Annotated in this window: 27 protein-coding genes; 13 read left to right on the top strand and 14 right to left on the bottom strand. The window is 75.0% G+C overall.

Annotation, left to right across the window (positions count from 1 at the left end; all coding sequences use genetic code 11):
* Positions 1–149: 149 nt before the first annotated feature.
* Positions 150–2366 carry a sialidase family protein gene (locus RSE42_RS00665; protein WP_415297628.1) on the top strand — a complete coding sequence of 739 codons (2217 nt, stop codon included), beginning with the start codon at positions 150–152 and terminating at the stop codon, positions 2364–2366.
* A 34-nt stretch (positions 2367–2400) separates the two neighbouring features.
* Here the strand turns inward: RSE42_RS00665 and RSE42_RS00660 are convergent, their stop codons facing one another.
* The 3 genes from RSE42_RS00660 to RSE42_RS00650 are packed head-to-tail and all read right to left on the bottom strand — an operon-like array spanning position 2401 to position 3921.
* Positions 2401–3069, bottom strand: a complete 669-nt coding sequence (locus RSE42_RS00660; RefSeq protein ID WP_391513416.1) for a hypothetical protein — start codon at positions 3067–3069, stop codon at positions 2401–2403.
* A gap of 52 nt (positions 3070–3121) precedes the next feature.
* Positions 3122–3421: an SHOCT domain-containing protein gene (locus RSE42_RS00655; RefSeq protein ID WP_034653437.1), complete on the bottom strand. Its 300-nt coding sequence runs from the start codon at positions 3419–3421 to the stop codon at positions 3122–3124.
* A gap of 23 nt (positions 3422–3444) precedes the next feature.
* A complete protein-coding gene (locus tag RSE42_RS00650; protein WP_021480863.1) occupies positions 3445–3921 on the bottom strand; it encodes a DUF6325 family protein in 477 nt (158 codons plus the stop codon).
* Positions 3922–4375: 454 nt separating this feature from the next.
* Here RSE42_RS00650 and RSE42_RS00645 point away from each other — a divergent pair, with 454 nt between their 5' ends.
* A complete protein-coding gene (locus RSE42_RS00645; RefSeq protein ID WP_415297627.1) occupies positions 4376–4861 on the top strand; it encodes a hypothetical protein in 486 nt (161 codons plus the stop codon).
* Positions 4862–4939: 78 nt separating this feature from the next.
* Here the strand turns inward: RSE42_RS00645 and RSE42_RS00640 are convergent, their stop codons facing one another.
* From RSE42_RS00640 to RSE42_RS00620, 5 genes are all read right to left on the bottom strand, one after another.
* Positions 4940–5431 (bottom strand): hypothetical protein, encoded by a 492-nt coding sequence (locus RSE42_RS00640; protein WP_415297626.1) that lies wholly within the window; start codon positions 5429–5431, stop codon positions 4940–4942.
* Between the two features lie 158 nt (positions 5432–5589).
* The gene (locus tag RSE42_RS00635) at positions 5590–5772 is read right to left on the bottom strand and encodes a hypothetical protein (protein WP_415297625.1); all 183 of its coding nucleotides are present in this window, start codon (positions 5770–5772) and stop codon (positions 5590–5592) included.
* Positions 5773–6002: 230 nt separating this feature from the next.
* On the bottom strand, positions 6003–6473 hold the full coding sequence (locus RSE42_RS00630; RefSeq protein ID WP_415297624.1) for a hypothetical protein: 471 nt from the start codon (positions 6471–6473) through the stop codon (positions 6003–6005).
* Positions 6474–6781: 308 nt separating this feature from the next.
* Positions 6782–7105: a hypothetical protein gene (locus RSE42_RS00625; RefSeq protein WP_415297623.1), complete on the bottom strand. Its 324-nt coding sequence runs from the start codon at positions 7103–7105 to the stop codon at positions 6782–6784.
* A gap of 302 nt (positions 7106–7407) precedes the next feature.
* The gene (locus tag RSE42_RS00620; RefSeq protein ID WP_415297622.1) at positions 7408–7779 is read right to left on the bottom strand and encodes a hypothetical protein; all 372 of its coding nucleotides are present in this window, start codon (positions 7777–7779) and stop codon (positions 7408–7410) included.
* Positions 7780–7930: 151 nt separating this feature from the next.
* On the opposite strand from RSE42_RS00620, the gene RSE42_RS00615 reads away from it, so the two are divergent.
* The 5 genes from RSE42_RS00615 (at position 7931) to RSE42_RS00595 (ending at position 13609) form a co-directional block, all read left to right on the top strand.
* Entirely contained in the window at positions 7931–8887 is a 957-nt protein-coding gene (locus RSE42_RS00615) for an L-lactate dehydrogenase (RefSeq protein ID WP_415297621.1), read from the top strand.
* 134 nt (positions 8888–9021) lie between these two features.
* Entirely contained in the window at positions 9022–10182 is a 1161-nt protein-coding gene (locus RSE42_RS00610; RefSeq protein WP_415297620.1) for a YihY/virulence factor BrkB family protein, read from the top strand.
* Positions 10183–10368: 186 nt separating this feature from the next.
* Positions 10369–11460 carry an acyl-CoA dehydrogenase gene (locus RSE42_RS00605; RefSeq protein WP_415297619.1) on the top strand — a complete coding sequence of 364 codons (1092 nt, stop codon included), beginning with the start codon at positions 10369–10371 and terminating at the stop codon, positions 11458–11460.
* Positions 11457–12866 (top strand): PIG-L family deacetylase, encoded by a 1410-nt coding sequence (locus RSE42_RS00600; RefSeq protein WP_415297618.1) that lies wholly within the window; start codon positions 11457–11459, stop codon positions 12864–12866. Before RSE42_RS00605 ends, RSE42_RS00600 begins: the two co-directional genes overlap by 4 nt.
* Positions 12863–13609 (top strand): glycosyltransferase, encoded by a 747-nt coding sequence (locus RSE42_RS00595; RefSeq protein WP_415297617.1) that lies wholly within the window; start codon positions 12863–12865, stop codon positions 13607–13609. Before RSE42_RS00600 ends, RSE42_RS00595 begins: the two co-directional genes overlap by 4 nt.
* 38 nt (positions 13610–13647) lie before the next feature.
* Here the strand turns inward: RSE42_RS00595 and RSE42_RS00590 are convergent, their stop codons facing one another.
* Positions 13648–14619 (bottom strand): LacI family DNA-binding transcriptional regulator, encoded by a 972-nt coding sequence (locus RSE42_RS00590; protein WP_043657091.1) that lies wholly within the window; start codon positions 14617–14619, stop codon positions 13648–13650.
* A gap of 160 nt (positions 14620–14779) precedes the next feature.
* On the bottom strand, positions 14780–15298 hold the full coding sequence (locus tag RSE42_RS00585) for a VanZ family protein (RefSeq protein WP_051028346.1): 519 nt from the start codon (positions 15296–15298) through the stop codon (positions 14780–14782).
* A 55-nt stretch (positions 15299–15353) separates the two neighbouring features.
* On the opposite strand from RSE42_RS00585, the gene RSE42_RS00580 reads away from it, so the two are divergent.
* From RSE42_RS00580 to RSE42_RS00570, 3 genes are all read left to right on the top strand, one after another.
* The gene (locus RSE42_RS00580) at positions 15354–16211 is read left to right on the top strand and encodes an MBL fold metallo-hydrolase (RefSeq protein ID WP_114553066.1); all 858 of its coding nucleotides are present in this window, start codon (positions 15354–15356) and stop codon (positions 16209–16211) included.
* A 65-nt stretch (positions 16212–16276) separates the two neighbouring features.
* Positions 16277–16576 carry a hypothetical protein gene (locus RSE42_RS00575; RefSeq protein WP_114553075.1) on the top strand — a complete coding sequence of 100 codons (300 nt, stop codon included), beginning with the start codon at positions 16277–16279 and terminating at the stop codon, positions 16574–16576.
* Positions 16573–17061 carry a hypothetical protein gene (locus RSE42_RS00570; RefSeq protein ID WP_255180109.1) on the top strand — a complete coding sequence of 163 codons (489 nt, stop codon included), beginning with the start codon at positions 16573–16575 and terminating at the stop codon, positions 17059–17061. The genes RSE42_RS00575 and RSE42_RS00570 overlap by 4 nt, the downstream gene beginning before the upstream one ends.
* Before the next feature lie 19 nt (positions 17062–17080).
* On the opposite strand, the gene RSE42_RS00565 is transcribed toward RSE42_RS00570, so the two are convergent.
* A complete protein-coding gene (locus tag RSE42_RS00565; RefSeq protein WP_415297616.1) occupies positions 17081–18829 on the bottom strand; it encodes a SpoIIE family protein phosphatase in 1749 nt (582 codons plus the stop codon).
* 102 nt (positions 18830–18931) lie between these two features.
* Between RSE42_RS00565 and RSE42_RS00560 the strand changes: the two genes are divergently transcribed.
* Complete coding sequence (locus RSE42_RS00560) at positions 18932–19669, top strand: aminoglycoside phosphotransferase family protein (protein WP_415297615.1); 738 nt, start codon at positions 18932–18934, stop codon at positions 19667–19669.
* A 156-nt stretch (positions 19670–19825) separates the two neighbouring features.
* Complete coding sequence (locus tag RSE42_RS00555) at positions 19826–20212, top strand: hypothetical protein (protein WP_144723503.1); 387 nt, start codon at positions 19826–19828, stop codon at positions 20210–20212.
* Positions 20213–20274: 62 nt separating this feature from the next.
* Here the strand turns inward: RSE42_RS00555 and RSE42_RS00550 are convergent, their stop codons facing one another.
* Positions 20275–20955: a LysE/ArgO family amino acid transporter gene (locus tag RSE42_RS00550; protein WP_415298805.1), complete on the bottom strand. Its 681-nt coding sequence runs from the start codon at positions 20953–20955 to the stop codon at positions 20275–20277.
* Between the two features lie 41 nt (positions 20956–20996).
* Between RSE42_RS00550 and RSE42_RS00545 the strand changes: the two genes are divergently transcribed.
* Positions 20997–21911, top strand: a complete 915-nt coding sequence (locus RSE42_RS00545; RefSeq protein ID WP_114553851.1) for a LysR family transcriptional regulator ArgP — start codon at positions 20997–20999, stop codon at positions 21909–21911.
* 24 nt (positions 21912–21935) lie between these two features.
* Here RSE42_RS00545 and RSE42_RS00540 read toward each other — a convergent pair whose 3' ends face one another.
* Together RSE42_RS00540 and RSE42_RS00535 are read right to left on the bottom strand one after the other, a co-directional pair.
* Positions 21936–22283, bottom strand: a complete 348-nt coding sequence (locus RSE42_RS00540; RefSeq protein WP_128082767.1) for an STAS domain-containing protein — start codon at positions 22281–22283, stop codon at positions 21936–21938.
* 45 nt (positions 22284–22328) lie between these two features.
* Entirely contained in the window at positions 22329–22592 is a 264-nt protein-coding gene (locus tag RSE42_RS00535; protein WP_009863124.1) for a GlsB/YeaQ/YmgE family stress response membrane protein, read from the bottom strand.
* Between the last annotated feature and the right edge of the window lie 3 nt (positions 22593–22595).

The following is a 22595-nucleotide window of genomic DNA, read 5'->3' as shown; positions in this document are numbered from 1 at the left end:
GTCCGCGCGCCGCCCTTGACCCTGCCGACCCGCCGGGCTACCTTCCTGACGTCAGACATCTGACATCATCTGTTCAAGCGTTCTCGGCAGCGTCGCCGCGTTCCCCCGCGACCGTCCGCCCGCGCCGAGCACCGACCGGAAGGAACGGCATGATCGGACACCTCCGCAGACCCGCGCACCGCGCGGTGACCGTCGCCGCGGCGCTCGCGCTCGCGGTGGGCGGCGTCGTCGCCCCCGTCACGACGGCGTCGGCCCACCACACGACCCTCGCCCCCGACTTCGACCTCGCGCCCGCCACCGGCGGACCGGGCTCGTACACCGAGCAGCAGCTCGCGACGAACGGCCAGGGCGGCTTCCCCAACTACCGCATCCCCGCGCTCACCGTGGCGCCCAACGGCGACGTCCTCGCCTCGTACGACGGCCGCCCCACCGCGGCCGACTCCCCCGGGCCGAACTCGATCCTCCAGCGCCGCTCCACCGACGACGGCGTCACGTGGGGGCCGCAGGAGGTCGTCGCCGCCGGGAAGACCACCGCGCCGATCGAGGGCTACTCCGACCCGAGCTACGTCGTCGACCGGGAGACGGGGACGATCTTCAACTTCCACGTGAAGTCCTACGACCAGGGCTTCGGCGGCTCCCGGCCGGGCGTCGACCCGACCGCGCGCGACGTCATCCACGCCAACGTCTCCGCCTCCACGGACGACGGCCGCACGTGGACCCACCGCACCATCACCGCCGACGTCACCGCGGACCTCGGGTGGCGCTCGCGCTTCGCCGCGTCGGGCCAGGGCATCCAGCTCCGGTACGGCCCCCACGCGGGCCGGCTCGTGCAGCAGTACACGATCATCAACGGCTCCGGCCAGTTCCAGGCCGTGTCCGTCTACTCCGACGACCACGGCGCGACCTGGCAGGTCGGGCAGCCCGTCGGCACGGGCATGGACGAGAACAAGACCGTCGAGCTCTCGGACGGGCGCGTCATGCTCAACTCGCGCGACTCCGCCGGGTCGAAGTACCGCAAGGTCGCGTACTCGACCGACGGCGGCGTGACGTACGGGCCGGTCACCCTCGACACCGAGCTGCCCGACCCGACCAACAACGCGTCGATCGTGCGCGCCTACCCGAACGCGCCGCAGGGGTCGGCCGAGGCGAAGGTGCTGCTCTTCTCGAACGCCGCGTCGCAGACCGGGCGCGTCAACGGCACCGTCCGCGTCAGCTACGACGACGGCGAGACGTGGCCCGTCGCGCGCGTCTTCCAGCCGGGCGGCATGGCGTACTCGACGCTCGCCACGCTCGCGGACGGGACCGTCGGCCTGCTCTACGAGCCCGGCGGTGGCGGTGGCGGCATCCGGTTCGCCAAGCTCGACCACGACTGGCTCCTCGCGGCCCCGAGCAGCACGCCGGGCGAGGTCGAGGTCACCGCGGCGAGCGTCACGAGCGCGACGCCGGCCGGCGGCTGGAAGGTCGGCGACGTCGTCACCTACTCGTTCACGGTGACCAACCTGTCCGACGCCGTGACGACCGTCTCGCCGACGGGGACCCTCGACCGGTTCGACCCCGCGCAGGGCGCGCCGAACTGCCGCTACCGCAACCTCGGGGCGCGCGCGGCGTACACGTGCACGTCCGCCCGGCACACGATCACGCAGGCCGACCTCGACGCGGGCTTCTTCGCCCCGCGCACCACGTGGACATCGACGTCCGGCACGACCGTCACCACCGTGGAGCACGAGGGTCCCGGCGTGTACTTCGGCGCGCCCGGGAACATCAGCGTGCGCGGGAAGCACGCGAACCCCCAGCAGTCGTACGCCGTGGGCGACCGCCTGAGCTTCACGTTCGACGTGCGCAACCTCTCGACGGCCGCGACCCAGGTCGTGCCGGCGGGCAACCTCGCCGGGCTCGACCCCGCGAACGCCGCGCAGAACTGCCGGTACCGGAACCTCCCGGCCGAGGGGTCGTACACGTGCACGTTCGCGCACCACGTCGTCACGCAGGCCGACCTCGACCGCGGGTCGTTCACGCCCGCCACGACGTGGACCTCGACCTCCGGGTCGAGCGTGACGGTCGTCGAGCTCGACGGTCCGACGGTCGAGCTCGCCGCCGCCCCTGCCGCGCTCGCCGTCCAGGCGACCAGCCGCTGCCTCGCCGGCGGCGCGTACGTCGCGGTCACGGCGCGCAACACCGGCGACGAGCCCGCCGACGTCACGCTGCGCACGCCGTACGGCGAGCGCACGGTGGCGGGCGTCCAGCCGGGCCGGGCGGCGTACCAGTCGTTCGCGGTCCGCGCGGCGTCGGTCGACGCCGGGAGTGCGAGCGCCGGGACGGCCACGGCGGCCGTGGACGCCGACTACGCGGCGACCGACTGCTCCTGACACCGGGAGCGCCCGGCCGGGCGGCGCGGGAGCGTCACCCGGCCGGGACGGCGTCGGTGCGGGCCGGGGCACCGGCCGACCGGCGCGAGAGCAGCGCGGCGGTGAGGAAGCAGACGGCGCCGAGGAGCGTCCCGGCGTCGTCCCACCACGCGCTCAGGTACGTGCCCGTGGACGGGTCGACGTACGCCCCGACGGCGGACGCCGCGAAGGCGACGGAGCCGATCATGTTCAGCCACGTGCCGTGCCACGTGCGCGCGTCGGTGTCCCACAGATGGCCCCGGTCGCGCGTCGCGAGGACCGCGAGCGCCGACGACACGAGGAACGCGACCGACCCGTAGGCGTCGGGCCGCCACCCCACCCACAGCGCGGTCGGGGCCTTCACGGCCGCGACGAGGGCCGCCGTCGTGCTCACGTTGAAGCACAGCGTCCCGACGAGCTGCACGGCCGCGGACCACCAGTCCCAGCGGTCGGCGGGCGGCGTGCCCGTGCGGGGCGGGCGGCGCCCGCTCAGGCCCAGCTGGACGAACGCCGCGGCCGTGAAGAACACCGAGCCGACGACGAACGTCACCCCGGTCGCCACGGCGCCCACCGCGCCCGCGTACGGCGGGAGCGCGCCGACGAGGAAGCACAGCGACCCCGCCGCGAACCCCCACGCCTCGCGCCGCAGGCGACGCCCCGGGTCGGCGGTGCGGGTGCGGGTCATGCTCGTCCTTCCGCCGTGCCGGGCCGGCCCGCGCGCCGGCGGACCGGCCGTGTCAGGCGAGGATGCGGGCCTTCTGGGCCTCGAACTCGGCCGGGGTGAGCACGCCCTGGTCGCGGAGCGCGGCGAGCTGCGTGAGCTGCTCGATGCGCGCGTCCGTGGCCGCCGGGGCGGGTGCCGGCGCGGCGTACTGCGGCGGCGGGGCCGCGTACTGCGGCTGCTGCGGCGGGGCCGCGTACTGCGACTCCTGGGCGGCCCAGCGGCCCGCCTGGCGGCGCGAGACACGGTTCGAGACGGCGGTCGCCGTCCCGGCGACGACGGCGGTGCGGGCGACGCCGCGGAGCAGTCCTGGCACGGTGGTCTCCTTCCTGGCGCCGGTCAGCCGACCGGCTCGGTGGCGTCCAGCGACGCGATGAGCGCCTGGACCGGGATGCGCCCGCTCGCGACGAGCTGGGCACCGTTGCGACGCAGCGCGGTCGCGAAGGGCGCCGCCCACACGTTCTCGTACACCAGCACGACGGCCGTCATGCCGGGCTCGACGGCGTCCACCGCCTGCGCGAGGTCGTCGTCGTCGAGCAGCCCCGACCGCGCACCCTCGAACACCGCGAGCTCCGTCGACCCGTCGTCGAGCTCCTCGAGCCCGACGGCCGTCACGCCGCCGTCGTCCTCGCGGCGCACGACCACCAGGTCGAGCACGCGGATGATGCCGCGGTCCACGAGGTCGACGAGGTAGGGGAACGCGGCGTCGCCCGTCGCGCGGTCCGTCGGGAGCTCGACGACGAGGAAGTCGACGGGCCCGCTCTCCCGGAGGTCGTCGAGCCCGTCACCGGGCCCGTCGCTGAGTTCCTGCGTCATCGTCGCGTCCTCCCCGCGTCCGTCCCGCGCGGCGCACGGGCTCGACCCCCAGGCTCGCCCCCGGGCGCCGTCCGCGTCCTCACCCGGGAAGTGTGAAGTCGCGTCACACGTACGCGACGTGCACGCCGTCGATGCGCCCGTCGAGCGCGAACGGCATCCGGTCCGCGTACACGCGCGACACCGGCCTCACGGCCGTGCAGCGTGGCTCGATGCTCGTCCGTCCTCCCGTCCGTCCCGGGCCGTGCGGACCCGGCGCCGTGGCCCGCCCGGGTGCGGTCGACGCCGCCGCCACACCCGACCTCCGCGAGGAGACCTGGGTGGACCTGCGGGGACGGGTGCGCACCGCTCGACCGGGCGGCAGATCGGCCATGATGGTCCTCGGCGTCGCGCGCGGCCAGGGTCGTCGACCGCGACGTGCACGGCACCGGGACCGGTCCGCGACGAGGGGGCACTCATGGAGGAGCAGGACGTCGACCGGGCGCACCGGCCGACGGGACCTCGGCGCGTGCGCCTGCCCGTCTGGGCGGGGACGAGCCTCGTGGTCGTCGGGGCGCTGGTCGTCGTGGCGCTCCTCGTCTCGCGGCTCTCCGGCGGCGCCGCGGTCTGCCCCGCGATCGGGTACGCCGATCTCCTCGAGGTGGTGCTGACCGGCGACACCGAGGAGGTGCACCATCTTCAGGTGCACGACGGCGGAGGCGACGTGTGGCAACCACCGCTGCCAACGGGTCCCGACCCCCAGGAGTCGGCCGTCGCGACCTCGCGGGACGGTGACACCTGGTCCTTCACGCTCTTCTCGCGGACCGACCCGGTCGGGCTGCGCGCCCTTGACGAGACCGGAGCGGTCCTCGCCGAGACCGAGAAGTCCGTGAACTGGGTCCGCGTCGGGGGGTCGGAAGCGTGCGGCGGCCCGATGGAAGCCCGGGTGGGCTGGACGCTCTGATCACCCCCGACCACGGACCGGCCGTCGACGGCCACCCGTAGGGCCCGAGCGTCGTCCGCGTGCCCTGCCGCCGCCCGATCAGCCAGCCGGCGCGCGCCGTGCAGCGCGCACCTGCGTGGACCCGAGCACGGCGAGCGACGTGACGACGAGCAGAGCCGCCCCGGCCGCACACACCTCGGCCACGCCCGACCCCGTCGCAGCGTTGAGGAGCGCCCCCACGATCGCGGCGGCGCTCAGGGTCGCCGCTGTCGCGACGGCTCGGGGCGCCTCGACGTCGGACGAGCCGCGGGCCCAGCCCCGGACCAGGCGCCAGCCGAGGACCCCGCACCCCAGGGTGAGGACCGCCCCGACACCACCTACGAACCCGGAGAGCTGCTGCACTTCCGCGAGGAGCTCCGGTGACGCCGCTGCCGCACGGGGCGCCTCGTCGCGGTACTCCGTCACCGCCGCGGCGACGACCAGGCCGGGCAGCGCGCCGACGACGCAGAGCAGGACGGTCGCGATCGCGAACAGCTCGACGGCCGGGCGCGCAGCGCGAAAGCCCCACGTCCAGGCTCGTTCGTCGTCCATACCTGAGGAGTGTGGCAGAGGTCGGTGTCGTCCCGGCCGGATCGGCGCGCGTGTCGGTCTACGGCGGCGCGCGCATTGCAGTCACATATGACTGCGATTCAGGATGGGCCTGGTCGAGGCGCCAAGGAGACCTGAGCGGTTCACTGAGTCGCAGACAGCTATCCGAGAAGCAGGATTACCCGTTCGACATATTCCTCGTCATCCACGAAGACCTGCACGCGCAACAAGTCAGACTTGACCGACTGGACCACCAAGGACACAGAATCGTTGGGGTCGTGGAGACGCAACCGCTCGTCCATCGACTCGATGACGACATCGGCCACACTGGACAAGACAGTCATGCCAAGACCTTGAACACTAGCCTCGTGAAAGGCAATTTCCACTATCCATCGACGGCGTTCTGCACTCTTAAAGCGACGGAATCCGCCAAGACATGGGCAACGCCACCCTCTGGATTCCGGCGATGCCTGCGGCCGACACGGCGACGACCGCGAACATTGCGAGCCACCCGCTACTGGTCGAACGAGCAGCCCCCCCCCGCGAGCTGTATTCGGGTGAATGTCGGCCGAGTTCAAGAGGAGCGACGCCGACGTAGAAGATCCCGCAGGTCGTCGGCGAGCGACTTTCGAAGCACGACATCGCCGGACTCTGTCTCAACCCTCAAGGATGAACGGCCAGTGAGGCGCGCACGAGCTGGAGCGGGACTGTCCCGGAAATATGCAAGAGCGACCTGCACGTACTTCTTTATGGTGCGGCGCATGTCTTCGTCCGTAACATCCTGCTCGAATTGGTCGATTGAATAGCCACCGGCGACCTCGAGAGAGACCCATCGATCGCCGGGGGTCGCGATCGCAGCCCAGCGACCAGGCTGTTGTGGATCACGAACCAATAGGTATGCCGCGTCACCCTTCTGTCCTAAATCCCGCGAGAGATCGCCAAACTCACCCTCGAAGAGAGCTAATTCTCTGATGGCATCAGACGTGTTCATTTTGGAGCCTTCCAGCCTCCCCACAATCGCTCGGATCTTCCGCTTGGGTTCCACGTAACCCCTGCCTTGGCGCGCTCCATGTGAACATGGATCGGCTGGAGAACCTGGCGCCACCGAGGCATCTTATCCCAGTGCCTTTTCTGAGCCCCAAGGGATACTCTAAATGGCCCACCCTTCACAGTTGGGCCCAATCGAATGATGTTGTTCCCACCGCGAGCGGGAGCGACGCCTCGACCTCGACGCCGCTCGACCCGACCCCCTGCTCCACCCGCACCTCCGCCATCGACCCTTCTGTCACCCACGACAACGCACGAGCCCGCCGAGAGATTGAGACGCATCGTCCGGCGGCGAGTCGGGGTGGTTCAGGTCGCGACCAGCAGGACGACGAAGAGCGCGAGCGCCGCTCCGACCGTCGCGACGACCCACGCAGGCGTCTGTCGCGGTCGAGCGATCGCGAGCCCCAGGAGCAGCGGCGCCGCGAGGAGAGCGACCACCACGCCGAAGAACTGCGGCGCCGTGCGGCACGGCTCGCCGAACACGTCCACGCACGTGTCACGGTTGGCGTCGACACCGAAGATGAACGCGATGTACGCGTGCACCGCGACAGGGAGGAGCCCGAGGAAGGCGACGAGCGCCCCGACGGCTGCCCGATCTCGTCGTCTCCGCATCTCGGACGTCGTGAGCACCGGGTGAACCCTCGGGCCGTTCCCGTTCGCAGGAGTGGTGCCACCGCTCGGCCGTCCCGGCCCGACGCCCCGCCGCGTCGACGCGCCTTCATCGTCGTCCATGCCGGCGAGTCTCCCAGCCCGCGCCTGCACCCAGTGCGACAGCGCGCGCCGCTCCCCCGAGCGACAGGGGTACGGCACGACGACGCCTCTGTCGCTGCCCCCTGAGCCGGTCGGGGCTCGTCGCTCCCGGGCTCTGCGGCGCTCGTTGGCGTCAGCCCAGAGCCACGACCGCCCTTCCCGACCTTCGCGCGCGAGGCGTCTCAGCTACAGCTGTTCTCGACGTGCTCGGTGACCGCGCTGAACGAGGCCTGGTAGTCGTCGTCGAGCAGGAGCTCGGTCCCGTCGTCGCCGTCGGCCAGGGCGTCCGCCACGTCCGAGGCCGTCGTCGTCACGCGGTCCCAGTCCGCGCTGAGCGCGTCGGGCGCGGTGACCTCGCGCATCGCCTCGGCGTCCTGCGCGAACGCGTCTGCGGCCTCCTCGCGCGTGAGCGACTCCGTGCTGGCCCTGACGGTCTCCTCGTAGGACCGGGCGGCGTCGCAGAAGCTCGGCTCGTCCGCCGTGCAGGCTCCTGCCGACACCAGCACCACACCCGCTGCGGCGACCGCCGCGACCCGGGACCGCAGAGCTCTCATGACCGTCCTCGCCTCGCACCCTGCCCGACCTGGCGGCCCGGCCTCCCCGGGCGGCCCGAGGAGCACTGCCGATGATGCCCCAGGCCCTCCGGCACCGCCCCCGGACGCCGCGCACGAGCCGCAGCGGCGCCGTCTGCGTAGCGTGGTGCCCATGACACGCGTCGAGAGCTCGAAGGTCACGGTGGTGGGCGCTGGGAGCGTGGGGACCAGCCTGGCGTACGCCGCGCTGATCCGCGGCTCCGCACGGACGGTGGCGCTCTACGACATCAACCGCGCGAAGGTCGAGGCCGAGGTGCTCGACCTCGCGCACGGCACGCAGTTCACGGGGGCGAGCCAGGTCGTCGGCGGTGCGGACCCGTCGGTCGCGGAGGGGTCGCACGTCGTCGTCATCACCGCCGGTGCGAAGCAGGACCCGGGCCAGAGCCGCCTGGACCTCGCGGGCACGAACGTCCGCATCCTCGAGACGCTGCTGCCGCAGCTCCTCGAGCACGCGCCGGACGCCATCTACTGCATCGTCACCAACCCGTGCGACGTGCTGACCGTCGCGGCGCAGCAGATCAGCGGCCTGCCGACGTCGCGCGTGTTCTCGTCCGGCACGGTGCTCGACACCTCCCGGCTGCGCCGCCTCATCGCCGACAAGGCTCGGGTCGCGGCGACGAGCGTGCACGCGGACATCGTGGGCGAGCACGGGGACACGGGGTTCGCGCTGTGGTCGCAGGCGCGCATCGGGCCGGTGCCGATCCTCGACTGGGTCTCGCCCGACGGCCACCACTTCACGCACGGCGAGCTCGACGAGATCACCGACCAGGTGCGCCAGGCCGCGTACCGGGTGATCGAGGGCAAGGGCGCGACGAACTACGCGATCGGGCTCGCGGGGGCCCGGATCGTCGAGGCGGTCGTCAGCGACCAGCACGCCGTGCTGCCCGTCGGCACGGTGCACGACGACTACCGCGGCATCGGCGGCGTCGCGTTCTCCGTGCCGAGCGTCATCAGCTCCGGCGGTGTCCAGCAGGTCCTCGACCTCACGATGTCGGCGGCCGAGGAGCGCCAGCTCCGCGCGTCCGCCGACGCCCTGCACGCCGCGCAGCAGGACCTCGGGCTGGAGTAGCCGCCGGCGCGGGGGCGCTCCGCTTGCGGGTGGAGCCCGGCGCACGGAGCGTGGTGCTCGTCCGGGACGAGCCGTGAGGCCGTCCACCGACGCGAGCGTCGTGCGCCGAGGCGACGCCCACCGAGGAGGCCGCCATGACCGACAGCAGCGGACGCCACGCGTCCGGCACCGCACGGGACGAGGAGTCGCGGCCCGCCCCCGACGCCGACCACAAGCCCGACTCCCCCACGGACCTGCGCAAGCCGTCGTGGGGCTTCGCCGTCAAGGGCGCGGTGCGCGAGTTCATGGACGACCAGTGCACCGACCTGGCCGCCGCGCTGACGTACTACGCGGTGCTGGCGTCGGCGCCCGCGCTGCTGGCGCTCGTGTCGATCCTCGGGCTCGTGGGCGACGGCGAGAAGGCCGTCGAGTCGGTGCTCAAGAGCGTCGAGGGCGTCGTGCCGCAGACCACCCTCGACATGATCAAGCCGCTCGTCGAGAACGCCGCCAACACGGACAAGGCCGGGTTCGCGCTCGTCATCGGTGTCGTGCTGGCCCTGTGGTCGGCGTCCGGCTACGTGGGCGCGTTCTCCCGGTCGATGAACCGCATCTACGAGATCGAGGAGGGGCGCCCGATCTGGAAGCTGCGCCCCGTGATGCTCGGTGTCACCGTCATCACCGTGCTGCTCGCGGGCCTGGTCGTCGGGAGCCTCGTCCTGTCCGGGCCGATCGCGCGCCAGGTGGGCGAGCTCGTCGGCCTCGGGGACACCGCGATCGCCGTCTGGCAGGTCGCGAAGTGGCCGGTCGCGCTCCTGCTCGTCGTCATCCTCGTCGCGCTGCTCTACCACCTCACGCCGAACATCAAGCAGCCCAAGTTCCGCTGGGTCAGCCCGGGCGCGATCCTGGCGATCCTCGTCTGGGTCGTCGCCTCGGCGGCGTTCGGCCTCTACCTCGGCAGCGGGCTGAGCAACTACGGCGCGACCTACGGCACCCTCGCGGGCGTCATCATCTTCCTCCTGTGGCTCTGGCTGACGAACCTCGCGCTCCTGCTCGGCGCCGAGCTCGACGCGGAGGTCGAGCGCAGCCGCGAGCTGCAGAGCGGCATGCCCGCGGAGGAGCGCATCCAGCTCCCGCCGCGCGACACGCGCGCGAGCGAGAAGAAGGCCGCCAAGCGCGAGGAGGCCGTCGAGCAGGCGCGCGCCCTCCGCAAGTCGAACGGCCGGTCGACGGACACCGACACCGACTCTCCCGGCACCGGGCGCACGAGCGCGGACGACGACGCCACCGACCCGGGCACGACGCCGCGCCGCGACTGAGCTCACCGGCGACGACGGGCCGCCGCGCCCGGCGGCCCGTCGTCGGCCCGCTCCGCCCGGCTGCCTGCGCGCCCTGTTCGTCTTCCCACACGGCCCGACCCGGGTTGGGCGCGCCCGGCGGCGCCCCCGCGGTTACGGTCGTGGCGGGTCGAGACGAGGCCCGAACTTGATCCCCGGAGCCGCGACATGCCCGACCTCGCTCGACCCACCGCCCCCGGCCTCGTCCCGCTGTACCTGGGCCCGCCGTCGACCCCGCTCGCCGACCGGCCCGCGCTCGTCGGGACGGACGAGCTCGCCGCGATCGACGCGGCCGGGACCGACGTCGCGGCCCTCCTCGACCACGCGCGGACGATCGGCGCCCGGGCACCGTTCCCCGGCGACGGGCAGACCGCGGGGCTCTGGGGGGCGCTCGCCTCGCTCGCCGCGACGGACGTGGGCGCCGCGCGCGTCGTCGAGCCGCACCTCGACGCCCTCGCGATCCTCGGGCAGGTCCCGGTCCCCGTGGCGCTCGACGCCGTGGGGGCGGGTCCGGACAGCACGTGGGGCGTGTACGCGGCGGAGGGTCCCGGGGTCCGGCTGGAGGCGCACGAGCGCGACGGCGCGTGGGTGCTCTCGGGCACGAAGCCGTGGTGCTCCCTCGCCGCCGACCTCTCGCACGCGCTCGTCACCGCGTGGACCGACGCCGGTCGGCGGCTGTTCGCGGTCGGGCTGCGGTCGCCGGGCGTCGTCCCCGCCGACGGCCCGTGGGTCGCGCGCGGGCTCGCCCAGGTCGTGAGCGCCGCGGTCCGGTTCGACGACGTCCCGGCCGTGCCGGTCGGGGCACCCGGCTGGTACCTGGAGCGGCCGGGGTTCGCGTGGGGCGGCATCGGCGTCGCGGCGTGCTGGTGGGGCGGCGCCGTCGGGCTGGCGCGGACTCAGCGCGACGCGCTCGCCGCGCGCGAGCCGGACCAGCTCGCGCTCGCGCACCTCGGTGCGACGGACCGCGCGCTCGCCGCCGGGCGGGCGGTCCTCGCGGAGGCCGCGAGCGCCGTCGACGCGGGCGTGGACGGCATGGACGCCTCCCTGCTCGCGCGCCGCGTGCGCGGGGTCGTCGCGGAGGCCGTCGAGGAGGTGCAGCGCCGCTGCGCCCACGCGCTCGGCCCGGGCCCGCTGACCACGGACGAGCGGTTCGCCCGCCGCGTCGCGGACCTCGGCCTGTACGTGCGCCAGCACCACGCGGAGCGCGACGACGCGTCGCTCGGCCGCGCCCTCCTCGCGCACGGGACGACGGCGTGGTGACGTTCGACCACCGCGAGCCCGGCACGTCGGAGGACGCGTGGGTGCACGCCGGGATCCTGGACGTCCCGCGCCTCGACGTGGGCGAGGTCGCGCACCTCGTGGTGCTCGCCGCGCACCCCGACGACGAGTCGTTCGGCGCGGCCGGGCTCGTGCACGAGCTGGCCGGTCGCGGCGCCGCGGTCACCGTGGTGGTCGCGTCGGACGGCGAGGCGTCGCACGCGGGCTCGACGACGGTCTCCCCCGAGCGGCTCCGTGCCGTCCGCCGCGCGGAGGTGGCCGACGCGGTGGCCGTCCTGGCGCCCGCGGCCCGGGTCGTGCTGCCCGGCCTGCCCGACGGCGGCCTGCGCGAGCACCGCGGCGACCTCGCCCGGGTGCTCGGCGACGTGCTGGACGACGTGCTCGCTGGGCCGGGCGGCGGGGGCGTGCCGCCGTCGTCGGTGGTGCTGTGCGCGCCGTGGCGCGGCGACGGGCACCGCGACCACCGGATCGCGGGCGAGGTGGCGGCGGAGGTCGCCGACCGCCTCGGCCTGCGCCTCCTGGAGTACCCGGTGTGGCTGTGGCACTGGGCGGACCCGGGCGACGACGCGGTGCCGTGGCCGACCCTGCGTGCCCTCCCCCTCGGCGCCGCGGCCCGGGACGCCAAGCGGCACGCCCTCGCCGCCCACGTGACGCAGGTCGAGCCGCTGTCCGCGGCGCCGGGCGACGAGGCGACGCTCGGCCCGGAGATGCTCCGGCACGCGGACCGCGGGGTCGAGGTGCTCGTCGACGCGTCGGGCCGCCGGGTCGCGAAGGAGCCCGCCGACCCGGGCGCGAGCCTCGGCGCGGGGTTCTTCGAGCGCTTCTACGCGGGCCGGCGCGACCCCTGGGGGTTCGAGACGCGCTGGTACGAGCAGCGCAAGCGGGCCGTCCTCCTCGCGAGCCTCCCGCGGCCGCGGTTCCGGGCCGCGCTCGAGGTCGGGTGCTCGACGGGCGTGCTCACGGCCGAGCTCGCCGCGCGCTGCGACCGCGTGGTCGGCGTGGACGTCGCCGAGGCTCCGCTGGCGGAGGCGCGGCGCCGCCTCGGGCCGGAGGTCGAGCTGCTGCGTCTCGACACCCCGGGCGAGTGGCCCGACGGCACCTTCGACCTCGTCGTGCTCTCGGAGGTCCTCTACTACTACGGTCGCGACGACCTCGACCGCGCCCTGGACCGCGCGACGGCGTCGCTCGCCGCCGACGGCGTGCTCGTCGCGTGCCACTGGCGGCACGACGTCGTCGAGTACCCGCTGGGCGGCGACGAGGTGCACGCGCGTCTCGCCGCCCGCCCGGAGCTCGACCGGCTCGCGCACCACGTGGAGGAGGACTTCGTCCTCGACGTGCTGGTCCGCCCTCCGGCGGTCTCGGTCGCGCGCGCGACGGGGCTGCTGTGAGCGCCCCGGGGAGCGGGTCGGCGGGCGCCGTCGAGCGCGTCGTCGTGGTCGTCCCCGCCCGCGACGAGGAAGAGCTGCTGCCCCGCTGCCTGGCGGCGCTCGGGCGGGCGACGGCCGTCGTCGGGCGGGACCGGCCGGGCGTGCGGGTCGCGGTCGTCGTCGTGCTCGACGGCTGCACGGACGGGAGCGCGCGCGTCGCCCGGGCCGCGGGCGTGCGGGTGGTGGAGGTCGCGTACGGCAACGTCGGGCGCGCTCGTCGGGCGGGGGTGCGCGCCGGCGTCGCCGACCTGCAGGTACGCCGGGACGGCGCCGCGGCACGCACGTGGCTCGCGTGCACCGACGCGGACTCCGCGGTGCCCGACCACTGGCTGACGCGTCAGCTCGACCTGGCGGACGCCGGCGCGGACGTCGTGGTCGGCACGGTCCGCCCCGAGCTGGCCGCCCTCTCGCCGGACCGGGCGCGCGCGTGGCTCGCGACGCACCGGCCGGGCCACGCGAACGGGCACGTGCACGGCGCCAACCTGGGCGTCCGCCTCACGGCCCACGACGCCGCGGGCGGGTTCGCGCCCGTCGCCGAGCACGAGGACGTGGGGCTGGTGGAGCGCGCCCGGGCCGCGGGGGCGCGCGTCGTCGCCGACGCGTCCGCCGAGGTCCTGACGTCGGCGCGCCTCGTCGGGCGCACGCCCGGCGGGTACGCCCGGCACCTGCGCGAGGACCTGCTCGCGCACGACCTCCCCGCCTGAGGCGCCACCTCCCGGCGAGCGCAGTCCTGGCGGCCGGGTCAGGCGCTCGTGCGCCGCACGACGACGGACGGGAACGTCCGCTCGTCGTCGTGCCGCCGCCCGAGCAGGGCCGCGGTCGCGGCGGCCGCGATGCGCTCCACCGGGTGCGTGGCGGTCGTCAGGCCGGGACCGGCCTGCTCCGCGAACGGCTGGTCGTCGAACCCGGTGACCGCGACGTCGTCGGGCACGCGGACGCCGTCCTCCGCGAGCGCGCGCATCGCGCCCACGGCGAGGGTGTCGCTCATCGCGACGAGCGCGTCGACGCCGGGCCAGCGCCGTCGCGCCTCGCGCGCGGCCTCCGCGCCGGCGAGCCACGAGAGGTCGGCCGCGACGACGCGCGTCGGGCGCCCCGCCGCCCGGACCACGCTCTCGTAGGCCTCGACGGCACGCCGCGACCCGGGCAGCCAGCCCGGTCCCGTGAGCATGACGACGTCGCGCCGTCCGTCCGCGAGCACGTGCTCGACGAGCGCGGCGATCCCGGCGGCGGCGTCGACGTCGTACGAGGGGACGCGGCCGTCCGCGGGGCCGATCGCCGCGACGCGCGGGACGAGCTCGCGCGGGACGCTCGCGAGCACGTCCGCCGAGTAGTCGACGAGCAGCACGCCGCCCACGCCGGGGTCGCGCGCGAGGCGACGCAGCTCCTCCCGCGGGTCGCGGCCGAGCCAGCGCAGGGCGACCCCGACGCCCTGGGTGTCCGCGGTGCGGCTCGCCGCCGCGACGACGCGCGCGACGTAGGGGTCGGCGAGCAGGTCCGCCGACGGCGACCCGACCGCGACCACGACGCGCTCGCCCCGACCGCTCGCGAGCGCACGTGCTCCCGGGTGCGGCACGTAGCCCAGCTCGTCGACCGCGGCGAGCACGGCGCGGCGCGCCTCGTCCGAGACGGGGCCCGTCCCGCGCACGACGCGCGACGCCGTCGACCGCGACACGCGCGCGGCGGCCGCGACGTCGTCGAGCGTGGTGGTCGGCATGGCGTACTCCCGGCGTGGTCCTGTCGGCGGTGACGGGCGACGCGCCCGGACCACCACGCTAACCCGGGGAGCACGCTCCGTGGAAGCGTTCCCACACCGTGTCCGTCCTCAGGTCCTGCGCGCGGGCGCCCAGGCCCGACCGGGCGCTCGGCCGCGGCCGTCAGGACGCGCGGGTCGCGGGCACGCGGTCGTCGTCCGTCGTGCGCGCCCGCCGCGCGGCGAGACCCAGCGCGACGACGGCGATCCCCGCACCGACGAGCGCACCGATCGAGTTGGAGAGCCAGTCGTTCGTGTCGCACGACCGGCCCAGCGCCGGGACGAGCGCCTGGAACGCCTCGACGAGCGCCGACGCGACGACCCCGCCCAGCAGCGCGACGAGCGGCCGGCGGAGCAGCAGCGCCGCGAGGAGGACCGGCGGCACGAACAGCACGACGTTCGCGAACAGCTCGACCCGGGCCGGCGTCGGCAGCACCCAGCTCACCGTGCAGACGGCGTACAGCTCGCGGTCGACCGGCACGAGCGTCAGCAGGAGCAGCGGCACGAGGGACAGCGCGAGCAGCGCGCCGGTGAGGCGGCGGCGCCCGACGAGCCACGAGCCCACGAACGGGCCGACGACGACGAGGGCCGCGAGCGCGAGCGGCGACATCCAGGGGTGCGCGACGAGGAGCGTGGAGATCATGAGGGCGACAGTCTCTCAGGAGTCGCGTGTCGGCGGGGCACGGTAGACCTGTGCCATGACGACGACGCCCGCGCCCTCCCCCGACCCGACCCCGGACGCGGGCTGGTGGATCTGCCGCACGTGCGCGGTCGAGCACGCCGAGCGACCGGCGGTGTGCGCGATCTGCGCCGACGAGCGCCAGTGGGTGCCTGCGACGGGCCAGGCGTGGACCACGCTCGCCGAGCTCGCCGCGGCGGGCGAACGCCTCGTCCTGGAGGAGCTCGAGCCGGACCTGTTCGGCCTGACGAGCGAGCCCAGCGTCGGCATCGGGCAGCAGGCCAAGGTCGTGCGCACCCCGGCGGGCACCCTCCTGTGGGACCCGCCCGGCTACGTGGACGACGCCGCCGTCGAGCAGGTGCGCGCGCTCGGCCCGGTCGTCGCGATCGCCGCGAGCCACCCCCACATGTTCGGCGTCCAGGTCGAGTGGAGCCGTGCGCTCGGCGACGTCCCCGTGCTCGTCGCCGAGGCGGACGCGCACTGGGTCGCGCGGCCGGACCGGGTCGTCGAGACGTGGACCGGCGAGCGCGAGGTGCTGCCGGGCGTCGTGCTCTCGCAGCCGGGCGGCCACTTCCCCGGGAGCGCCGTCGTGCACTGGGCCGCCGGCGCCGACGGTCGGGGCGTGCTGCTCTCCGGCGACACGATCTTCGCCAACCCCGACCGCACGTCGGTGAGCTTCATGCGGTCCTACCCCAACCGCATCCCGCTCTCGGCGGCCGTCGTGCTGCGCGTCGCCGAGCGCGTGGCGCGGCGCCCGTTCGAGCGGCTCTACAACAACTTCGAGGGCGTGATCCCCGCCGACGCCCGCGCGGTCGTGCTCCGCTCCGCGCAGCGGCACGCCGCGTGGGTCCGCGGCGACTTCGACCACCTCACCTGACCCCACCCCCACCAGGGCTGCGACCGCGCGCGGCCCGGCCGAGGATGGGAGCGGAGGTGACGACGATGCCGAGGCGTGTCTCAGGGGCCGCGGTGGCGGCGACGGGGACGTGGGTCGACCCGGACGGCGTCCGCATGCCCGCAGGCGAGGTCCACGCGTGGGAGCGCGGCACCAACGCGACGGTGTGCCGCCTCCAGCTCAGCCGCCAGGGTCTCGTGCGGTTCCCCCACGTGACGTGGGCCGACGTCCAGCCCGCGACCGGGCGGGACGCCGACGCCGTCACGTCCGTCTGCCGCCGCTGCGCCGCCGGGACGGGCGCCCGGCGCGACGAGAAGCCGTGGCGCCGGATCGACCCGCGGCCGTGACGGCGTCCTCCCCGGGTCGTGGACAGGTCGCCCGCAGGGCGCTCTGCGGGCTGGCCGTCGTCATGGCCGTGGCGTCCGGCTGCGCTCTCGGGACCGGCGAGCCGACGGCGTACTGCCAGCCCGACGACCCGCTGGTGACGCCGCAGCGCGTCGCTCCGGGCGACGACCTGCGTGTCGAGGTGCCGAGCAGCAGCGGGGGCACGGGGTGCGAGCACGACCTGCCGGACCGGGCACGCTACGAGGTGCTGATCACGGTCCGGGGACCCGCGAGCGATCCCGCCACCAGCCGGTACAGCGCGTCCCTCGGGACCCTCGAGCCCGGTGACGGCGGTGCCGCAGACGGCACGTTCCCGGTCCCCGACGACGTGCCCTCCGGCGAGGCCCAGGTCTCGGTGAGCCTCCGGCACGCCCCCACGGTGTGCGAGGTCGACCCGACGATCGGGTGCGCTGCACCGCCGTCCGCGCTCGTGGACGTCGCGCCCTGACGTCGGCGCCCGGTGGGACTCACGCCGAGACGGCCACCGGGGTGCCCGGGACGTCGCGCCGCACGACCGCCGCCTGCGGACCGGTGCGGAGCGCGACGAGCGCGACGTCGTCCTCGGCGTCGCCGGGGAGGACCTGGGAGAGCGCCGCCCGCACCACGTCGTCCAGGCTCGCGCCCGCGAGGCCCCGCAGCGCGTCGGCGAGCGCCGCGACGTCGTCCCGGATGCTGTGCCCGCGGCGCTCCACGAGCCCGTCCGTGTACAGGACGAGGGTGTCGTCGGTGCCGAGCTCGACGGTGTGGTCGCGCCGGCCCGCGCCCGGCCGCAGCCCGAGCGGGAGGTCGTTGCGCACGGTGAGCACCTCGACCGCGCCGTCCGCGCGGACGACGACCGGGGGCAGGTGGCCCGCGCTGGACCAGCGGACGGTCCGCACGCCGCGGGAGCGCTCGTCGTCGCTCTGCTCGATGCGGGCGACGACGGCCGTCGCCACGGCGTTGATCCCCAGGGCGAGGCCGTCGATCGCGGCGTCGACGCGCTCGAGCAGGCGGGCCGGGGTCGCGCCGCTGTCGTAGCCGATGGCGCGCACCAGGCCGCGCAGCTGGCCCATCGTCGCGGCGGCGCCCAGGTCGTGCCCGACCACGTCGCCGATGACGAGGGTCGCCACGCCGTCGGACGCCACGAACGCGTCGTACCAGTCGCCGCCGATGTCGCGGTCGTGGGTCGCGGGCTGGTAGTGCACCGCGACCTCGAGGTCCTCGGGTTGCGGCGGCTCGGTGAGCACCGCCTGCTGGAGCACGAGCGCGAGCTCGCGGGCGCGCGCCGTCTCCTCCTCCGACCGCTCCGCCCGACGGCGCAGCTCGTCCAGGGTCGTGCGCATCCGCGCGGCGTCGCGCAGCGCCGCACCGATGGTCGTGGCGAGACCCGTGAGGTAGCGCGCGTAGTCGTCGTCCCACGGGCGGCCGGTCGCCGCCTGGAGGACGAGGACGCCCGCAGCACCCCGCGGGCTCGCGTCCCGCAGGGGCTTGACGACGCGGCCCCGCGCGACCTCGCGCTGACCGGTCGCGAGGGTGCGCCCGACGGCCTCGGCCTCCGTGCCGTCGGCCGCGTGGCCCGCCTCCAGGAGCACGCGCGGGCGCGGACCGTCGATGGCGTAGAACGCGACGCGCGCGACGTCGGCGCTGCGGGCGAGCACCTCGACCACCGGCCGGGCGAACGCGGCGAGGCTGCCCGCCGTCGTCGGCAGGACGGCGTGCAGCTCCCCGAGCGTGAGCAGGCGGCGCTGGTTCACGACCTCCCGGGTCGTCTCCGTCACGATGTCGAGGACGCCCGCGATCTGTCCGTCGTCGTCGACGAGGGGACTGTAGGAGAAGGTGAAGTAGGTCTCCTCGTCGAAGCCGGAGCGGTTCATCACGAGGGGCATGTCCTCGCTCCAGGTGGCGCGGCCCTCGGTGAGCACCGCGTCGAACAGCGGCTCGATGTCGTCCCAGATCTCCGGCCACACCGCACGGACCGGCGCCCCGAGCGCGCTCGGGTGCTTGTCCGTGCCGAGGAGGTCCCGGTACCCGTCGTTGTAGAGGAGCGTCAGCTCCGGACCCCACACGAGCATCGCGGGGAACCGGGTGGAGAAGCACAGCCGCACCGCGTGGCGGAGCGCGACCGGCCAGGTCTCGGGCTCCCCCAGCGGGGTGTCCGCCCACGCGACCTCGCGAGCGAGGCGACCGACGTCGCTGCCCGACGTCGCCTCGTCAAACCAGCTCGCGTCCGCGTTCACCTCCGCATCGTAGTGGGCTGCGTCGTCGGCCCCGCGCCTGGGCGCTCGCCGGGGACCGTTAATCGCTGTGCCCGGTTCCGCGTACCGAGCAGGATCGGGGCCATGGAGGACACGACGACCGAGCAGGAGCTCACCGGCGGCAACGTGAACGACGTCGTGCGGCGCGGGGACACCGTGCGGCGCTCGGCGGGCCCGTGGACGCCGACCGTCCAGGCGCTGCTGGCCTGGGTGCGCGCGCAGGGCGTGTCGTTCGTGCCCGCGCCGCTGGGGCTCGACGAGCGCGGCCGCGAGGTGCTCGGCTGGATCCCCGGCGAGACGGGCGGCTGGCCGGTCCCGGACTGGGTGTGGACGGCCGCGGCACGCGAGCAGGCGGCGGGGATGCTGCGGACGGTGCACGACGCCTCGGTCGGCTTCGCTCCCCCGGGTGCCGTGTGGCGCTCGCCGGTGCGCGAGCCCGCGGAGGTCGTGTGCCTCAACGACGTCGCGCCGTACAACATGGTGCACGACGGCGAGCGGGTCGTCGGGTTCAGCGACGTCGACATGGCGGCGCCCGGGCCGCGCGCGTGGGACCTCGCCTACCTGGCCTACCGGATGTGCGGGTGGTGCGAGGACATGCCCGCTCCCGCGGACGCCCGGCCCGAGGAACGGCTGGCGCACCTGCTGGAGGCCTACGGGCCGGACGCGGCGCCGGGGGCCGCCGTCGTGCTCCGCACGATGCGCGAGCGCCTGCTCGACCTCGCGGACTGGACCGAGGAGCGTGCCCGGACGACGGGCCGCGACGACCTGCGGGAGCACGCCGCGCTCTACCGGCGGGACGTCGAGCGCCTGCCGCGGGGGTGAGGGGTGGTTGCCGGTGCCGCACCAGCAGGGGGCAGAGATGCGGCACCGGCTGTCCCTCACGCTAGATGCGAACTGGACAAGCGTCCAGTAGCGAGAGCGGGTGAAGTTGACGAAGGTCCCTTCCGCTGACAGCGCTTTCCGCTGAAGATGTGGCCCATGGGGCTGAACTGGGGGAACACCGGACCGGACGTGTACGAGGCGCGCGCGCCCGAGGGCGTCTACCGCATCGTCGCGCGCGGCACGGAGTGGTGCCTCGAGAAGCCGTTCCCGACGCCAGGCCGCATCGGCGGGTTCCCGTCGACCGCCGAGGCCATGGCCTGGGGCGACGACCTGCACCTCGCCGCGAGCGGCCCGCGCGTCCGCACGCCGCAGCCCGCGTGGCCCACCGTGGACGAGTTCGCGCGCGTCGTCGACGTCCAGCCCACGGTCCTGCGCTCGTGGATCGCGGTGCACGCCGGCGGCTCGACGAGCCCTCGACGCCGCATCGACCCGGCGACCCAGCAGCGCATCCGCACGTTCTACCAGCTCGACCCGACGCCCTGACCCCGCGGCCCCACCGCCCCGCACCCCCCGCGTGACCCGCGCGGTGAACTGCTCCCAGCCGCTCAGCCACCCAGCAGCAGGGACACCCCGATCGTCGCCATGACGACGGCGATCACGCCGTCGAGCACGCGCCACGCCCCGGGCCGGGCGAAGACCGGCGCGAGCAGCCGCGCGCCGAAGCCGAGCGCGGTGAACCAGACGACGCTCGCCACCATCGCCCCGGTGCCGAACAACCACCGGGCGGTGTCGGCGCCCCCGGCCCCCGCACCGCCCGCGTGCGCGGCGGCGTAGCCCGCGGCGAGCGACCCCAGCAGCAGGACCGTGTCGAGGTACACGTGCGGGTTGAGCCAGGTGAGGGCCAGCGACGTGCCCACGGCCGACCGCGCCGACGTCGCCCCCGCGCCCGACGCCGGGTCGAGCCCTCCGGGGCGCAGCGCCCGCCGGGCGGCGAGCGCCGCGAGCGTCAGGAGGAACGCGGCGCCACCCCAGCGCACGACGGTGAGGAGCACGGGCGCACCCGTCACGAGCGCACCGAGGCCGGCCGTCCCGGCCGCGATGAGCACGAGGTCCGAGACCGCGCAGACGAGGACGACGGGCAGCACGTGCTCGCGCCGCAGCCCCTGGCGCAGCACGAACGCGTTCTGCGCGCCGATCGCGACGATGAGGGACAGCCCGGCGGCGAGGCCGGCAGCGAGGGGCGCGAGGAAGGACAGCACCCCTCGACGGTAGGGACGCGGCTCCATGAAGTACAGCGACAGATTCTGCAGAACCATAAGATGCGTTCATGGTTGACCTGCAGCCCGACCAGCTCCGCGCGCTCGAGGCGATCGCCGCGACCGGCACGTTCGACGCCGCGGCGCGCCGGCTCGGCGTCACGCCGTCGGCGGTGAGCCAGCGCATGCGTGCGCTGGAGTCCGCCGTCGGGCAGGTGCTGGTGCGGCGGGGCAAGCCCGCCGAGCTGACCCCGCCCGGGCGGGTGCTCGTGCGGCACGCACGCCACCTCGCGCTCCAGCAGGCGGACGTGCTCGCCGAGCTGGGCATCGGGCGGGACGGGCAGGACGCGGGCGACCCGGCCGCGCTGCCCGAGATCACGCTCGTCGTCTCCGGGGACGCCCTGACGACCTGGGCGCTGCCCGCGCTCGCCGAGGCGGCGCGGTGGGCACGGCTGGAGGTGCTCCGCGAGGACGAGGAGCACTCGGTCGGTCTCCTGCGCGACGGGACGGCGGTCGCCGCGGTCACGTCGGTGGCGGACGCGGTGCCGGGCTGCCGGTCGACCCTCCTGGGCCGGATGCGCTACCGGCCGTGCGCGAGCCCGGCGTTCGTCGAGCGCTGGTTCCCCGACGGCCCGACGGCCGCCGCGCTCTCCCGGGCGCCCGTCCTCGCGTTCGACCGCAAGGACGACCTCCAGGAGCGCTACCTGCGGCTGCGGGCGGAGGAGGCGGGCACCGCGCTCGACCCGCCGCGCCACTACGTCCCGGCGTCGCACGAGTTCCGCCGGGCCGTCGAGCTCGGCATGGGGTGGGCGATGCTGCCCGACCTGCAGAGCGCCCGGGCCGAGCGGGCCGGGCGCCTCGTCGGCTTCGACGACGAGCGGGCGACGGAGGTGCCGCAGCACTGGCAGCAGTGGCGGCTGCACTCCGCCTCGCTCGACCGGCTCGCGACAGCGGTCGCACGCGCGGCGCGCGACGCGCTGGGATAGCACGTCGCGCGCCGCGGGCGTCGGTCAGCCGGCCAGCGCACCGGCCGGTTCGTCGGGCGGGGGCACCTCGTCGGGGCCGACGATCTCGACGAGATCGAGGGCGTGGCTGAACTCCAGGATCTCGAGCACCTGGGGCGGGACGCCGAGGAGCCGCGGTCGCGACTCCTCGGTCACCTTCATGAGGAGCAGGTGCAGCCCCGACGAGTCCATGAACGTCACGGCCGAGAGGTCGACCGTCTTGGGGCGGCCGTCGATCGTGGCGGCGAGCCGTGCCTTGACGGCGTGGGTGACCGCGAAGTCGATCTGGCCCCACATCACCCAGCGACGGCCGCCGTCCTCGACGCGGACTCCCCCGGTGCCAGTGCTCCCCACGACGCTCCCGTCCCCGACGTCACCGACGGTGCGCCGTGCGCACGGTCAGCCCCGGTTGTTCCGGGTGACCGCACCGTACACGCCGAGGGTGATGAGCGAACCCAGGATGGCGAGGAGCCAGGTGCGGAAGTCGCCCAGGTCGCCCAGCGAGGTCCCGAAGAACACCGAGCCGAGCCACCCACCGAGCAGCGCGCCCAGGATGCCCAGCAGGATCGTGATGATCACCGAACCGGTCTGCTTGCCCGGCAGGACGGCACGGGCGATGAGACCGGCCACGAGGCCGAGGACGATGTACGCGATCCAACCCATGAG

Source organism: Cellulosimicrobium sp. SJTW-1 (assembly GCF_047716875.1).
In the GTDB taxonomy this organism is placed as follows: domain Bacteria; phylum Actinomycetota; class Actinomycetes; order Actinomycetales; family Cellulomonadaceae; genus Cellulosimicrobium; species Cellulosimicrobium funkei.
Note: the sequence above shows the minus strand (reverse complement) of the source record. Positions and strands in the feature narration are given on the sequence as shown.

Bases quoted from the DNA above. Each gene is read 5' to 3' on its own strand.
- RSE42_RS00665 (WP_415297628.1), top strand. From the start codon at position 150: ATGATCGGACACCTCCGCAGACCCGCGCACCGCGCGGTGACCGTCGCC.
- RSE42_RS00660 (WP_391513416.1), bottom strand. From the start codon at position 3,069: ATGACCCGCACCCGCACCGCCGACCCGGGGCGTCGCCTGCGGCGCGAG.
- RSE42_RS00650 (WP_021480863.1), bottom strand. From the start codon at position 3,921: ATGACGCAGGAACTCAGCGACGGGCCCGGTGACGGGCTCGACGACCTC.
- RSE42_RS00645 (WP_415297627.1), top strand. From the start codon at position 4,376: ATGGAGGAGCAGGACGTCGACCGGGCGCACCGGCCGACGGGACCTCGG.
- RSE42_RS00640 (WP_415297626.1), bottom strand. From the start codon at position 5,431: ATGGACGACGAACGAGCCTGGACGTGGGGCTTTCGCGCTGCGCGCCCG.
- RSE42_RS00635 (WP_415297625.1), bottom strand. From the start codon at position 5,772: ATGACTGTCTTGTCCAGTGTGGCCGATGTCGTCATCGAGTCGATGGAC.
- RSE42_RS00620 (WP_415297622.1), bottom strand. From the start codon at position 7,779: ATGAGAGCTCTGCGGTCCCGGGTCGCGGCGGTCGCCGCAGCGGGTGTG.
- RSE42_RS00615 (WP_415297621.1), top strand. From the start codon at position 7,931: ATGACACGCGTCGAGAGCTCGAAGGTCACGGTGGTGGGCGCTGGGAGC.
- RSE42_RS00610 (WP_415297620.1), top strand. From the start codon at position 9,022: ATGACCGACAGCAGCGGACGCCACGCGTCCGGCACCGCACGGGACGAG.
- RSE42_RS00605 (WP_415297619.1), top strand. From the start codon at position 10,369: ATGCCCGACCTCGCTCGACCCACCGCCCCCGGCCTCGTCCCGCTGTAC.
- RSE42_RS00590 (WP_043657091.1), bottom strand. From the start codon at position 14,619: ATGCCGACCACCACGCTCGACGACGTCGCGGCCGCCGCGCGCGTGTCG.
- RSE42_RS00585 (WP_051028346.1), bottom strand. From the start codon at position 15,298: ATGATCTCCACGCTCCTCGTCGCGCACCCCTGGATGTCGCCGCTCGCG.
- RSE42_RS00580 (WP_114553066.1), top strand. From the start codon at position 15,354: ATGACGACGACGCCCGCGCCCTCCCCCGACCCGACCCCGGACGCGGGC.
- RSE42_RS00575 (WP_114553075.1), top strand. From the start codon at position 16,277: ATGCCGAGGCGTGTCTCAGGGGCCGCGGTGGCGGCGACGGGGACGTGG.
- RSE42_RS00560 (WP_415297615.1), top strand. From the start codon at position 18,932: ATGGAGGACACGACGACCGAGCAGGAGCTCACCGGCGGCAACGTGAAC.
- RSE42_RS00555 (WP_144723503.1), top strand. From the start codon at position 19,826: ATGGGGCTGAACTGGGGGAACACCGGACCGGACGTGTACGAGGCGCGC.
- RSE42_RS00550 (WP_415298805.1), bottom strand. From the start codon at position 20,955: ATGGAGCCGCGTCCCTACCGTCGAGGGGTGCTGTCCTTCCTCGCGCCC.
- RSE42_RS00545 (WP_114553851.1), top strand. From the start codon at position 20,997: ATGGTTGACCTGCAGCCCGACCAGCTCCGCGCGCTCGAGGCGATCGCC.
- RSE42_RS00535 (WP_009863124.1), bottom strand. From the start codon at position 22,592: ATGGGTTGGATCGCGTACATCGTCCTCGGCCTCGTGGCCGGTCTCATC.